The 13,488-nt window shown below is 59.8% G+C and carries 10 protein-coding genes; 4 read left to right on the top strand and 6 right to left on the bottom strand.

Annotated features, from left to right (window positions below; all coding sequences use genetic code 11):
• Positions 1–76 precede the first annotated feature (76 nt).
• The 6 genes from folK to thpR all read right to left on the bottom strand — a co-directional run bounded on the left by folK (position 77) and on the right by thpR (position 4,970).
• Entirely contained in the window at positions 77–562 is a 486-nt protein-coding gene (gene folK, locus C1N60_RS16300) for a 2-amino-4-hydroxy-6-hydroxymethyldihydropteridine diphosphokinase (RefSeq protein WP_058780459.1), read from the bottom strand.
• Entirely contained in the window at positions 559–1,974 is a 1,416-nt protein-coding gene (pcnB, locus tag C1N60_RS16295) for a polynucleotide adenylyltransferase PcnB (protein ID WP_206099480.1), read from the bottom strand. The genes folK and pcnB overlap by 4 nt, the downstream gene beginning before the upstream one ends.
• Positions 1,975–2,012: 38 nt before the next feature.
• Entirely contained in the window at positions 2,013–2,948 is a 936-nt protein-coding gene (gene gluQRS, locus C1N60_RS16290; protein WP_394521094.1) for a tRNA glutamyl-Q(34) synthetase GluQRS, read from the bottom strand.
• Between the two features lie 70 nt (positions 2,949–3,018).
• On the bottom strand, positions 3,019–3,474 hold the full coding sequence (dksA, locus tag C1N60_RS16285) for an RNA polymerase-binding protein DksA (RefSeq protein ID WP_021507512.1): 456 nt from the start codon (positions 3,472–3,474) through the stop codon (positions 3,019–3,021).
• 239 nt (positions 3,475–3,713) lie between these two features.
• Positions 3,714–4,430, bottom strand: a complete 717-nt coding sequence (gene sfsA / locus C1N60_RS16280; protein ID WP_021507511.1) for a DNA/RNA nuclease SfsA — start codon at positions 4,428–4,430, stop codon at positions 3,714–3,716.
• A complete protein-coding gene (gene thpR / locus C1N60_RS16275) occupies positions 4,431–4,970 on the bottom strand; it encodes an RNA 2',3'-cyclic phosphodiesterase (protein WP_058780461.1) in 540 nt (179 codons plus the stop codon).
• A 35-nt stretch (positions 4,971–5,005) separates the two neighbouring features.
• On the opposite strand from thpR, the gene hrpB reads away from it, so the two are divergent.
• The 4 genes from hrpB (at position 5,006) to fhuC (ending at position 13,487) form a co-directional block, all read left to right on the top strand.
• Complete coding sequence (gene hrpB / locus C1N60_RS16270; RefSeq protein WP_394521093.1) at positions 5,006–7,483, top strand: ATP-dependent helicase HrpB; 2,478 nt, start codon at positions 5,006–5,008, stop codon at positions 7,481–7,483.
• A 98-nt stretch (positions 7,484–7,581) separates the two neighbouring features.
• Positions 7,582–10,107: a bifunctional glycosyl transferase/transpeptidase gene (gene mrcB, locus C1N60_RS16265; RefSeq protein WP_394521092.1), complete on the top strand. Its 2,526-nt coding sequence runs from the start codon at positions 7,582–7,584 to the stop codon at positions 10,105–10,107.
• 328 nt (positions 10,108–10,435) lie between these two features.
• On the top strand, positions 10,436–12,649 hold the full coding sequence (gene fhuA, locus C1N60_RS16260; RefSeq protein WP_394521091.1) for a ferrichrome porin FhuA: 2,214 nt from the start codon (positions 10,436–10,438) through the stop codon (positions 12,647–12,649).
• A gap of 43 nt (positions 12,650–12,692) precedes the next feature.
• Positions 12,693–13,487 (top strand): Fe3+-hydroxamate ABC transporter ATP-binding protein FhuC, encoded by a 795-nt coding sequence (gene fhuC, locus C1N60_RS16255; RefSeq protein ID WP_088516628.1) that lies wholly within the window; start codon positions 12,693–12,695, stop codon positions 13,485–13,487.
• Position 13,488 lies beyond the last annotated feature (1 nt).

The following is a 13,488-nucleotide window of genomic DNA, read 5'->3' as shown; positions in this document are numbered from 1 at the left end:
CTCCAGCATTTTCTGATGCGCGCAGTGTACTGGATTGATTGCAAAGGCGATACGACGGGCGTGCGATTCTGCCGCGTCAGGCGGACCACAAGCGGATGCTGCTGCGGTCCAGCGTCGCCAGAATGCCGGCCAGCGGCTGGCCGTTCGGCAGGCGCAGCGTCGGCGCGATTTCCAGCAGTGGCACCAGCATGAAGGCGCGGTTGTGCATATCGTAGTGCGGCACCGTCAGGCGCGGCGTGTGGATCACTGCATTGCCGAACAGCATGATATCGAGGTCCAGCGTGCGCGGTCCCCAGCGTTCAGCTTTGCGCACCCGGCCATGCTCCAGCTCAATGCGCTGGGTGTGATCGAGCAGCGTTTCCGCGGCCAGTGTGGTCTCCAGTGCCACCACGGCGTTGAGGTAATCCGGCTGATCCGGCGGGCCGTACGGTGGCGTGCGATAAAACGCGGAGGTGGCTACGCGGTGGGTATCGGGAATGGCATCCAGCGCGGCCAGCGCTGCATCAACCTGATGCAGCGGATCGGCGAGATTACTGCCTAAGGCGAGATAGACCCGCGTCATGACGCGCTGTGGTTGCTGTCGCGGCGCGGGCCAGCTGGACGACGGCGCGGACGGCGTGGTTTACGGCGCGGAGCCGGATCGTCACCCAGGGTGTTGAGCATGGTCTTCTGCTGTGTCGGCACCGCCGACTGGAACTCGCCCCACCACTGGCTGAGGCGCAGCAGCTCGGCGTTGTTCTCGACTTCTGCGCGCAGCGCCAGCAGGTCGTAGGCGGCGCGGAATTTAGGATGCTCCATCAGCTTCCATGCGCGCTTACCGTGACGGCGCGACATGCGCAGCTGCAACTGCCAGATATCGCGAATCAGCGTGGTGATACGTTTCGGGATCGCCAGCGCACGGCAGGCTTCATCCAGCGTTTCGTTCATGGACAGCGCAAAAGCGTCGAAATAGGTCAGGCCGCTCTCCTGCGCAATCTGCTCGGCTGACTCCAGCTGCGGATACCAGAACATCGCCGCAAACAGGAACGCCGGATTCACGCGCATATCGTTGTGCAGGCGGGTATCGGTGTTTTTCAGCACCTGGGCCAGCATGCGCTCCATCGGGCTGTCGCCCTGTTCGGTGAAGTTGCGCGCCAGCGTCGGGAACAGCGGCTGGAACAGCTGGTATTCGCGCATCATCAGATAGGTGCGATAACCGTAACCGGCCTGCAGCAGCTTCAGCGACTCCTCAAACAGGCGCGCCGGCGGAATGTCATTCAGCAGCGTGGCAAGGCGGGGAATCGGCTCGGCGGTTTCCGCCGCAATGCTCATGTCCAGCTTGGCGGCGAAGCGCACCACGCGCAGCATACGCACCGGATCTTCGCGGTAGCGCGTTTCCGGATCGCCAATCATGCGGATGATGCCTTCCTGCAGATCCTGCAGGCCACCGACGTAATCGCGTACGGTGAAATCAGCCACGCTGTAATAGAGGCTATTGATGGTTAAATCGCGGCGCTGCGCATCATCTTCAATGTTGCCAAAAATGTTGTCGCGCAGCAGCATGCCGTTCTGACCGCGCTGCGAACCGTTGCGATCGTCGACGCTCTCTTCCTGATGATGGCCGCGGAACGTAGCGACTTCGATCACTTCCGGACCGAACATCACATGCGCCAGACGGAAGCGACGCCCGACCAGGCGACAGTTGCGGAATAGCTTACGCATCTGCTCCGGCGTGGCGTTGGTGGTCACGTCAAAGTCTTTCGGCTTTTTACCCAGCAGCAAATCGCGCACGCCGCCGCCGACCAGATAGGCTTCGTATCCGGCTTTGTTCAGGCGATACAGCACTTTGAGAGCGTTTTCGCTGATATCTTTGCGTGAGATATTGTGGCTTTCCCGGGGGATAACGGTCATCAGACTTACGGTTTCCACCTCTTCAGGGGCCTCCTCATCACGCTTGAGGACTCTCCGGCAAAAATTAGCGACTCGGGTAAAAATGGGACACCTCGACAGTGAGAAAATGGGTGTGAATAAAATCAGCGGCTAATCATAGCCTGTTGCGAACCATTTAGGAATGGCGTTGTCGCCTCATCCGGTTGTTGCGCATCATGCCGCGGAATCGATGCGCTATCCCAGTGTGTAACGGCATGCTCCAGCAACGCCTCCAGCCCATGGTCCTGCCAGCCTGGCAAAACCCACTGCCCCAGGAAGCTCAGCGCCTGCACCAGCACCGGTCGCGGATCGCCGTCCGGTAAGGCCGGCGCGTGGTTCTGCTTCGACAATTTATTACCGTCCGGATTAATTGCCAGCGGCAGATGCAGATAAGCCGGCTCCGGCCAGCCAAACTGCTGATACAGCGCAATCTGACGCACCGTTGGCTCAATCAAATCCGCACCGCGCACAATCTCCGTCACGCCCTGAAAATGGTCATCGACCACCACCGCAAGGTTATAGGCGAACAGTCCATCACGACGGTGAATAATAAAGTCTTCCTGCGCCAGACGCGGCTCCGCCTGCAGATGGCCGCGCAGGCGATCGTCGAAACCGTACACCGGCGCATGCTGACGCAGCCGCAGCGCGGCGCCGGCCGGCGGCAGATGTAAATCGCGGCAGTGACCGTCGTAAAAGCCGCCCAGCTGCTGAATGCGGCTGCGCGGGCAGGTACAGAAGTAGCTTCGACGATGTTCGCGCAGCCAGCTCAGCGCCGCGCGATAGGCCTCGTGGCGCTGCGACTGCCACAGCACGTCGCCGTCCCAGTGCAGCCCATAATGGGTCAGCTGACGCAGGATGCGCGTTGCGGCACCGGCGACTTCACGCGGCGGATCAATATCTTCAATGCGCACCAGCCAGCGGCCCTGCTGCGCGCGCGCGCTCAGGTAGCTGCCTAATGCGGCTATCAGCGAACCGAAATGAAGATCACCGGAAGGAGAGGGGGCGAAACGCCCGATGCAGGGAAGCGTGACGGACATCATGCTGTGGTACACCGCACGGCGGGAAAACAGTGGTTTTCCCGGCTGTGCGGCGACAGTCTGTTAACGGCCATTAACCTGCCATCTGCTTCTCGCGGATTTCTGCCAGCGTTTTGCAGTCAATGCAGAGATCGGCGGTCGGACGCGCTTCGAGACGGCGGATACCAATTTCGACCCCACAGGATTCGCAGTAGCCAAAGTCGTCGTCTTCCACTTTCTTGAGCGTTTTCTCAATCTTTTTAATGAGTTTGCGCTCACGATCGCGGTTACGCAGCTCCAGGCTGAATTCCTCTTCCTGGGCGGCACGGTCAACCGGATCCGGGAAGTTGGCAGCTTCGTCCTGCATATGCGACACAGTACGGTCTACTTCATCCCTGAGTTGGTTGCGCCAGGCTTCCAGAATCTTGCGGAAATGGCTCAGCTGGGCGTCATTCATATACTCTTCGCCCGGTTTCTCCTGATACGGCTCCACCCCAGCGATGGCGAGGATACTCAGGGACGATGTTTTACGGTTTTGCCCTTCTTGCATGTTGTTTCTCCTGGATAACACGCACTACCCGTTCTGTTTCAGATTGCGAAAGCCTTTGCCTGCAACCCGACGCATGCGGGGCATATCGATTCCCATCAGGGAAAAAAACAGGCCGCTATAAATAGCAGAAGCAATCAAGGTTGGCAATTATTCATGAACGCACCTTGACAAGCCTGTGAGGAACAGCGTATTTAGCGCACCGCTCAGAACATTCTTATCACAGCAAATAACGTTAAATATTACAACTGTGCGTTAATCGTTACCGTTAACGGCCGGGTAAGTAACATTTCTGCCGGTGAAATCTGAGCCTGATACGCCAACACTTCCACACCGCAGCGCTGCGCCTGTACCAGTAGTTCTGCGTATTGCGCATCGATATGGTGCGCCGGGGAAACGTCCTCAATCCCCGTGTGCAGAACAGCAAACAACAAAACGGCCCGGTGGCCTTCTGCCGCGATAGTGCTTAATTCGCGCAGATGTTTCTGTCCACGAGCCGTCACCGCATCCGGAAAATAGCCTTTACCATTTTGTAAAAGGGTGACGGACTTGACTTCAATATAGCAGTTGGCTTTGCCCTCCGCTTGCAACAGGAAGTCAATTCGGCTTTTTTCCGTGCCGTATTTCACCTCAGCCTGGCAGTGGCTATAAGCGGATAATTCCGGAATTGCGTCGCGCAGCAGCGCCTCGCGCACCAGTTGGTTGGCGCGCAGAGTATTGACGCAAATCCAGTGACCCTGCGCGGTTTGCGTTATTTCCCAGCTGTGCGGATATTTGCGCGTCGCGCTGGCCGAGGTGGAGTACCACACGGTGTCGCCTGGCGTGGCGCAGCCGGTCATCGCGCCGGTATTGGCGCAGTGCAGGGTAAAGGTGTCACCTTCCGGCGTAATGACATCGGCTAAAAAACGTTTATAGCGGGTGATTAAGCGGGCTGATTGTAACGGCGGATCGAACTGCATTTATGCTCCTGCGGCAGATAACAGTGGCCAGCGCGCCAGCCGGCGATAGCGCGTGCGTCCCTGCGTGAAGCTGGACGCAAACAGCGCAAAATGGCTCACCTCAACGCGCCAGTGAAAACCGCGCGGCGGCAGCGCCACGGCCTGCGCAGCGTGGCGCAGCAGGGTAATGTGGGGATGGAACGGCTGCGTACTCTGCGCACAACCATGGCGCGCGGCCTGGGCGCGCAGCAGGTTGGCCAGCTGCAGTAAACCGCGCGGCGCGCGCTGGCAGCCAAGCCACACCACGCCGGGACGCGGCCAGTGACCGGCGTCATCGAGATCCAGCGTAAAGCCCGGCTGGCGGATGCGTGCCGCCAGCTGCTGCAGCTGGCCCGCCGTTTCCGTGCTGACCTCACCAAGAAACGCCAGCGTCAGGTGCAGATTCGCCGCCGCCACCGGTTTACCCGCGTCTGCGGCGAAGCAATCGGCCCGCCATTGCACCAGCTGTTGCTGGAGGGCATCAGGCAATTCGAGGGCAAAAAACAGTCGTTGCGTGGCCATGCTGAACTCCGGTAATTGGCGCCGGGTGGTGTACAATGCGCGCCATCTTAGCACAGGCAGAGTGGGAGTTGAGTGTGAGTGAGTTACCGGTAAGCGAGGTGCTGCCTGCATTGCTGGCCGCGCTGGCGCAGTCGCCACAGGTGCTGCTGGCGGCCCCGACCGGCGCCGGGAAATCCACCTGGCTGCCGCTACAGCTGCTGCAACAGGCGCAGCTGCCGGGGCAAATCATCATGCTGGAGCCGCGCCGGCTGGCGGCACGCAACGTGGCACAGCGGCTGGCGGAACAGCTGGGCGAACAGCCGGGCGGGACGGTAGGTTATCGGCTGCGCGGGGAAAACTGCAGCAGCGCAGCGACGCGTCTGCTGGTGGTCACCGAAGGCATTCTGACGCGTATGCTGCAGCGCGATCCGCTGCTGGAGGGCGTATCGCTGGTGATCCTCGACGAATTCCATGAGCGCAGCTTGCAGGCTGACCTGGCGCTGGCGCTGCTGCTTGATGTGCAGCAGGGATTGCGCGACGACCTGAAAATTCTGCTGATGTCGGCAACGCTGGATAATCAGCAGCTACGCACGCTGCTGCCCGACGCGCCGTTTATTGCGTCACAGGGGCGCAGCTTTCCGGTGATTCGACGTTACGCCTCGCTCAATCCGCAGCAGCGGTTTGAAGAGGCAGTGGCGCGCGAGGTGGCACAGTTGCTGCGGGATGAGCCCGGTTCGCTGCTGCTGTTTCTGCCCGGCGTGGCGGAGATTGAACGGGTGAAGCGTGAACTGGCGTCGCGCGTCAGTGATGAGGTGGATTTATCTCCTTTATATGGTGCGCTGTCGCTGGAGGCACAGCGGCGAGCCATCCTGCCGGCCGCGCCGGGCCGGCGTAAAGTGGTGCTCGCCACCAATATCGCCGAGACCAGCCTGACGATTGAAGGCATTCGCCTGGTGGTGGACAGCGCGCTGGAGCGCGCGGCGCAGTTTGACGTGCGCAGCGGCGTGACGCGTTTGCTGACCCAGCGCATCAGCCAGGCATCAATGACGCAGCGCGCTGGCCGCGCCGGTCGCCTGGCGCCGGGGATCTGTCTGCATCTGCTGCCGCAGGAGCAGGCGCTGCGTGCGGCGGCGCAGAGTGAGCCGGAGATACTCACCAGCGATCTGGCCTCGCTGCAGCTGGATTTACTGCAGTGGGGCTGTCAGGACGCGGCTCAGCTGCAATGGCTGGATAGTCCACCGGCGCGCAGCCTGCAGGCGGCACGTCAACAGCTGCAGCGGCTCGGCGCGCTGGATAGCGAAGGGCGGCTCAGCGCGCGCGGCCGTAAAATGGCGCAGCTCGGCAGCGATCCGCGTCTCACGGCGATGCTGTGCGCCGCCGGCGATGATGTGCACGCCATCGCCAGCGCGGCGCTGCTGGTGGCGATTCTGGAGGATCCGCCGCGCAGCGGCAGTGTCGATCTGCGTGATGCGCTCAACCAGCCACAGCCGCAGTGGCTGCGGCGCGCGCGCCACTGGCAGCAGCGCCTGAATGCAGGTCAGGGGCGCGTTGACGCCGATCGCTTCCCGGCGCTGCTGGCCGCCGGATTTGCTGACCGGCTGGCGCAGCGTCGCGGTCACAGCGCGCGCTATCAGCTCGCCAATGGTATCGGCGCAATGCTGGATGAGCACGACGGCCTGAGCCGCTATGAGTGGCTGATTGCACCGAGCCTGCTGCAGGGGGCCAGCAGCGCCGATGCGCGCATGCTGCTGGCGCTGCCGGTAGAGATGGATGCGTTACGCCAGCAGTGCCCGCAGCTGGTTGAGCAGCGCACCGATGTGGACTGGGATGACGACAAAGGCACGCTGCGCGCGTGGAAGCGGGAAGCGATTGGCGCCCTGATCCTGCGGGCCCAGCCGCAGGCGCGGCCCGAGCCGGAGATCCTGCATCCGGCGATGCTGCGCTGGATCCGCGAAAAAGGGCTGGCGGTGCTCGGCTGGACGCCAGAGGCAGAGCAGCTGCGTGTGCGCCTGCAGTGCGCCGCGCAGTGGCTGCCGGAAGAGGCGTGGCCGACGCTGGATGATGACACGCTGCTGGCCTCGCTGGAGCACTGGCTGCTGCCGGAGATGGGCAAAGTACGCGATTTAAAAGGGCTGCAGAGCGTTAATCTTGTCAGCGCTTTATTACATTTGCTGACATGGTCACAGCGGCAGCGGCTGGATACTGTGCTGCCAACTCATTACACTGTGCCGACCGGAAGTCGCATGCCGATTCGCTACGACGCGGAAAAGCCCCCCGCGCTGGCGGTACGTATGCAGGAGATGTTTGGCGAGGCACAGAACCCGGCGGTTGCCGATGGACGCGTTCCGCTGGTGCTGGAGCTGCTTTCGCCGGCGCACCGTCCGCTGCAGATCACCCGCGACCTCGCGGCGTTCTGGCGCGGTGCGTATCCTGAAGTGCAGAAAGAGATGAAAGGGCGCTATCCCAAACATCCGTGGCCGGACGATCCGGCCAGCGCCTTGCCGACGAGGCGCACCAAAAAATATTCCTCGTAGCCCGCAGTGGATCGAATTCAGAGGGTTCTGCCATGCGCGGCACGAGAAAGCAGTTAGAGTAGCGGCGCTGCCGTAGCTATGCCTGGAGAAAACAAAGCATGTCTGGGAACGATCGCGAACCTATTGGGCGCAAAGGAAAAGCGCCAAAGCCGCCGCGTAACGTTACGCGCCGGGGTCGCCGCAGGGAGCCTGAAGATGATATCGATCAGGACGATTTTGACGAAGATGATGAGGAGAGTGCGCCGGTGCCACCCAAAGGTAAAGGAAAACGACCCGCGCGTGGCAAACGCCGCTGGTTAGGCTGGTTGATTAAACTCTTCCTGGTGTTTGTCGTGGTGATGGCCGCCTGGGGCGTCTATCTCGATTCGGAAATCCGCAGCCGCATTGACGGTAAAGTGTGGCAGCTGCCAGCGGCCGTGTACGGGCGCATGGTCAGCCTCGAACCGGGCATGGCTTACGACAAGAAAGAGATGATTGCGCTGCTGGAAGGCACGCAGTATCGCGAAGTGTCGCGCATTACCCGTCCGGGTGAGTTCAGCGTGAAAGGCAACACCATCGACCTGCTGCGCCGTCCGTTTGATTTTCCGGACAGCAAAGAGGGCCAGATTAACGCGCGTCTCACCTTCAGCAACAACGAGCTGAGCGAGATTAAAAATCTCGATACCGGACGCGACTTTGGCTTCTTCCGCCTCGATCCGCGGCTGATCACCATGTTGCAGTCGCCAAACGGCGAGCAGCGTCTGTTTGTGCCGCGCGCCGGGTTCCCGGATCTGCTGGTCGATACGCTGATCGCCACCGAAGACCGCCACTTCTACGAGCATGACGGCATCAGCCCGTACTCGATTGGTCGCGCCTTCCTCGCCAATATCACCGCCGGTAAAGCGGTGCAGGGCGGCAGTACGCTGACGCAGCAACTGGTGAAAAACCTGTTCCTCACCAACGAACGCTCGCTGTGGCGTAAAGCGCGTGAAGCTTATATGGCGGTGATCATGGATGCGCGCTACAGCAAAGATCGCATTCTTGAGCTGTACCTGAACGAGGTGTATCTCGGCCAGGCGGGCAATGACCAAATCCGCGGTTTCCCGCTGGCCAGCCTGTACTACTTTGGCCGCCCGGTGGACGAACTGAGCCTTGATCAGCAGGCGATGCTGGTCGGCATGGTTAAAGGTGCGTCGCTGTACAATCCGTGGCGTAATCCGCAGCTGGCGCTGGAGCGTCGTAACCTGGTGCTGCGTCTGCTGCAACAGCAGAAGGTGATCGACCAGGAGCTGTACGACATGCTGTCGGCGCGGCCGCTTGGTGTCCAGCCGAAAGGTGGGGTGATCACGCCGCAGCCGGCGTTTATGCAGATGGTGCGTAATGAGCTGCAGGCGAAGCTGGGCGATAAGGTCAAAGACCTCTCCGGCGTGAAGATCTTCACCACGCTCGATCCGATTTCGCAGGATGCGGCGGAAAAAGCGGTTGAAGACGGCATTCCCACGCTGAAGAAACAGCGCGGGCTGAAAGATCTGGAAACCGCGATGGTGGTGGTTGACCGCTTCAGCGGTGAAGTGCGCGCCATGGTCGGCGGTGCCGATCCACTGTTCGCCGGCTATAACCGCGCGCTGCAGGCGCGGCGCTCTATCGGTTCACTGGCCAAGCCGGCGACCTATCTGACCGCGCTCAGCCAGCCAAACAGCTATCGCCTCAACAGCTGGATCGCCGACGAGCCGATTGCGCTGAAACAGCCAAACGGGTCGGTGTGGAAGCCGATGAACGACGATCGTCGCTTCAGCGGTAAAGTGATGCTGGTGGATGCGCTGACTAACTCGATGAACGTACCAACCGTTAACCTCGGGATGACGCTGGGACTCGACGCGGTAGTGGATACCTGGACCAAACTGGGCGTGCCAAAAGATCAGCTGCATCCGGTACCGGCCATGCTGCTGGGGGCGCTTAATCTGACGCCGATTGAAGTGGCGCAGGCATTCCAGTCAATTGCCAGCGGCGGTAACCGCGCTGCGCTGTCGGCGGTGCGCTCGGTGATCGCGGAAGATGGCACGGTGCTGTATCAGAGCTTCCCGCAGGCGCAGCGCGTTGAGCCGGCGCAGGCGGCGTATCTGACGCTGTATACCATGCAGCAGGTGGCCGATCACGGTACGGCGCGGGCGCTGGGCGCACGCTTCCCGGGTGCGCATCTGGCGGCGAAAACCGGTACCACCAATGACCTGATCGACAGCTGGTTTGCCGGTATTGATGGCAAAGAAGTGGCGATCACCTGGGTTGGCCGCGACAACAACCAGACTTCGAAGCTGTACGGTGCCAGTGGTGCGATGCAGATCTATCGTCGCTACCTCGACAACCAGGCGCCGATGCCACTGGTCCTGACGCCACCGGAAGATATCACTCAGATGAATATCGATTCGGCCGGTAACTTTGTCTGCGGCAGCGGCAGCAGCACCTGGCGTTCGCTGCCGGTGTGGGCGCTGGATCCGAACGCGCTGTGCCAGCAGCAACAGCAGCAGATTCAGCAGCAGCAGCAAGAGCAGCAACAGCAACAGCAGCAACAGCAACAGCCGCAGGGCGAGCAGAAAGACTCTGACGGCGTCGCGGGCTGGATTAAAGATATGTTTGGCAGTAAATAAGCCATCCGGCACTGCACCGGCTTTATACCTTCAGAGCCTATGCAGTGCCGGCGTTTTACCACCACGTAGCGGTGCCAGATACATGGCGGCGCTCCAGCCTGAGTCTTACCTGTAAGCTGAATTTAACTCCCTCTGGCGCTGCGGCGCCTTTTTCTTTGCCCGCCATTTTTTTAGCCGCGATCATGGATATGTGCGATCCGCTGGCAAACTCACCGCCAGCAGGCATTACATCTTGCGGTGCTTGCCGGGTTTCGCCTAAAATCCGTGCGTCTAATAATCATTCTCGTTTCCATTCGCCTGCATTGTTCTATTTTCATGAGATCCCACTATGAATGCGCGAAACACTTTTCCTTGTTCTCTGCGCGCGGTGACCACCCGTCGACCGCTCGCGTTATTGATTTCCCTGACTCTGGGCACACTCAGCATGCAGGCGCTGGCCGAAGATACCGTGGTGGTGACGGCTGATGGCGGCAGCGGCGTCGCGCAGGAGAGCGCATGGGGACCGTCGCCGACCATCGCCGCTAAACACAGCGCGACCGGCACCAAAACCGATACGCCAATCGAGAAGAATCCGCAGTCGGTATCGGTGGTGACGCAGGAAGAGATGTCAATGCATGCGGTGACCAGCGTCAAAGGTGCGTTCAATTACACGCCAGGCGTGCTGACCGGTAACCGCGGCAGCTCGGACGTTATCGACGCGCTGTCGATTCGCGGCTTCAGCGAAACCAACACCAACCAGTATCTGGATGGCCTGAAGCTGCAGGGTGACAACTACTCCGAATTCGCTATCGATCCTTATTTCCTCGAGCGCGCGGAGCTGCTGCGCGGTCCGGTTTCGGTGCTGTACGGTAAGAGCAACCCGGGCGGTGTGGTGTCACTGGTGAGCAAGCGGCCGACCCAGGAGACGCTGCGTGAAGTCCAGTTCCAGATGGGCACCGACAACCTGTTCTCCACCGGCTTCGATTTTGGCGGCTCACTGGATGATGACGGCGTTTACAGCTATCGCCTGACCGGCCTGGCGCGCAGCGCCGATGCGCAACAGGAGATGAACAAAGAGAAGCGCTATACCCTTGCGCCTTCGTTCAGCTGGCGTCCCGATGCCAATACCCGCTTTGACCTGCTGACCTACTTCCAGAACGAACCGGAAACCGGCTATTACGGCTGGCTGCCGCGTGAAGGCACCGTGGTGGGCATCACCCGGCCGGACGGCAGCAGCTATAAGCTGCCCACCAATTTTGATGAAGGCGAAGACAGCAATAAGATCTCGCGCAACACCAAAATGGTTGGCTACAACTTTGAGCACAGCTTTAACGATACCTGGACGGTGCGCCAGAATCTGCGCTATGCCGAAATGCAGACCGATTATCGCAGTATTTATGGCCGAACTTTTAATCCAGCAACGCTGGAAATCAATAGGATGTATGCTGGTTCGAAAGAGAAACTTAACCAGTTTGCTGTTGATACTCAGGCGCAGGCAAAATTTGCCACTGGCGCTGTTGAACATACTGTTTTAGTTGGTGTTGATTACCAGCGTACCCGAAATGATATTGATGCAATATTTACGGGCGCAACGCCAATAAGCATAGTCAATCCACAGTACGGTAACGATAGTCTGGTTGGTGCACCTTACTTATATCAATATCTGAATAAACAGGAACAGACTGGCTTATACACGCAGGATCAAATGGAGTGGAATAGGTGGGTCCTGACGCTGGGAGGCCGCTATGACTACGCAATGACATCAGCGTTAAATCGTAACGGTGATGTCGAGGATAAGAATCACGATCAGGCATTTACCTGGCGTGGTGGTCTGAACTATGTGTTTGATAATGGTATTGCACCTTATTTCAGTTACAGCGAGTCCTTTATTCCAACGTCCGGAACGACCTCAACCGGTAAGGCTTTCGATCCTTCCCGCGCTAAGCAGTATGAAGCTGGCGTAAAATACGTACCTAAAGATCGGCCAATTGTCATTACTGCTTCGGTTTATCAAATCACCAAGGATAAGAATTTAACTGTCGATCCGTCTAATTCGTCATTTAGCGTGCAGAGCGGTGAAATTCGATCGCGTGGTATTGAATTCGAAGCGAAAGCGGCGGTCAACGCGAATGTTAATGTGACAGCTGCATATGCGTACACAGATGCAGAATATACGCATGATACGACTTTAAAAGGCAGAACACCGGTTCAGGTGCCGAAGCATATGGCATCGCTTTGGACAGATTATACCTTCCATGAAACGGCGCTGTCTGGATTTACCATCGGTGCTGGTGTTCGCTATACCGGTGAAAGCAAAGGATTGTATGAAGAGTCAATCCAGAACGGAGCGAAATCCAACCAGAACTTTGACGTCGCTGCTTACACCACTGTAGATGCCGCACTGAAGTACGATCTGGGCCGCTTCGGCTTGCCGGGCTCAACCGTGGGCGTCAACATCAACAACCTGTTCGATCGCGAATACGTTGCCAGCTGCTACCGCGACTACGCCTGCTACTGGGGCGCAGAGCGCCGGATCGTCGGTACCGCCACCTTCCGCTTCTGATACTGAACACAGGGCGCTGCGGCGCCCGTTAACAGGGATTATCATGCAGCATCCGCACCACGCAGAAACCACCTTTTCACTGGAAAACGTCAGCTTCCGTGTGCCCGGCCGCACGCTGCTGCATCCGCTGTCGCTGACTTTCGCCCCGGGCAAAGTCACCGCGCTGATCGGGCATAACGGTTCCGGTAAATCCACGCTGCTGAAGATGCTCGGCCGTCACCATGCCGCCAGCGAAGGGCGCGTGATGCTGAACGGTGAAGCGGTTGATACCTGGAGCAGTAAAGCTTTTGCACGTCAGGTAGCCTATCTGCCGCAGCAGCTGCCCGCGGCGGAGGGCATGACGGTGCGCGAGCTGGTGGCGATTGGTCGCTATCCGTGGCACGGTGCGCTGGGGCGCTACGGCCAGGAAGATCGCGATCGGGTAGACGAGGCGATTGCGCTGGTTGGACTGAAACCCTTCGCCGGGCGGCTGGTGGACAGCCTGTCCGGCGGCGAGCGGCAGCGTGCGTGGCTGGCGATGCTGGTGGCGCAGAACAGCCGCTGTCTGCTGCTGGACGAACCCACCTCGGCGCTGGATATCGCCCATCAGGTTGATGTGCTGGCGCTGATTCAGCGCCTCAGCCACGAACGCGGCCTGACGGTGATAGCGGTACTGCACGATCTCAACATGGCGGCTCGCTACTGTGACCGGCTGGTGGCGCTGCGCGCGGGCGAAGTGATCGCGCAAGGCGGACCGGAAGCGATTATGCAGGCCGGGGTGCTGGGTGATATTTATGGCATTCCGATGGGCATTCTGCCGCATCCACAGGGCGGCGCGCCCGTCAGTTTTGTCTACTGAG

It is taken from the genome of Pantoea sp. SGAir0184 (assembly GCF_043544755.1).
Note: the sequence above shows the minus strand (reverse complement) of the source record. Positions and strands in the feature narration are given on the sequence as shown.

Excerpts from the sequence above, each read along its gene's own strand:
- mrcB (WP_394521092.1), top strand. The coding sequence starts at position 7,582 with ATGTCTGGGAACGATCGCGAACCTATTGGGCGCAAAGGAAAAGCGCCA.
- hrpB (WP_394521093.1), top strand. The coding sequence starts at position 5,006 with ATGCGCGCCATCTTAGCACAGGCAGAGTGGGAGTTGAGTGTGAGTGAG.
- thpR (WP_058780461.1), bottom strand. The coding sequence starts at position 4,970 with ATGGCCACGCAACGACTGTTTTTTGCCCTCGAATTGCCTGATGCCCTC.
- dksA (WP_021507512.1), bottom strand. The coding sequence starts at position 3,474 with ATGCAAGAAGGGCAAAACCGTAAAACATCGTCCCTGAGTATCCTCGCC.
- fhuC (WP_088516628.1), top strand. The coding sequence starts at position 12,693 with ATGCAGCATCCGCACCACGCAGAAACCACCTTTTCACTGGAAAACGTC.
- sfsA (WP_021507511.1), bottom strand. The coding sequence starts at position 4,430 with ATGCAGTTCGATCCGCCGTTACAATCAGCCCGCTTAATCACCCGCTAT.
- gluQRS (WP_394521094.1), bottom strand. The coding sequence starts at position 2,948 with ATGATGTCCGTCACGCTTCCCTGCATCGGGCGTTTCGCCCCCTCTCCT.
- folK (WP_058780459.1), bottom strand. The coding sequence starts at position 562 with ATGACGCGGGTCTATCTCGCCTTAGGCAGTAATCTCGCCGATCCGCTG.
- fhuA (WP_394521091.1), top strand. The coding sequence starts at position 10,436 with ATGAATGCGCGAAACACTTTTCCTTGTTCTCTGCGCGCGGTGACCACC.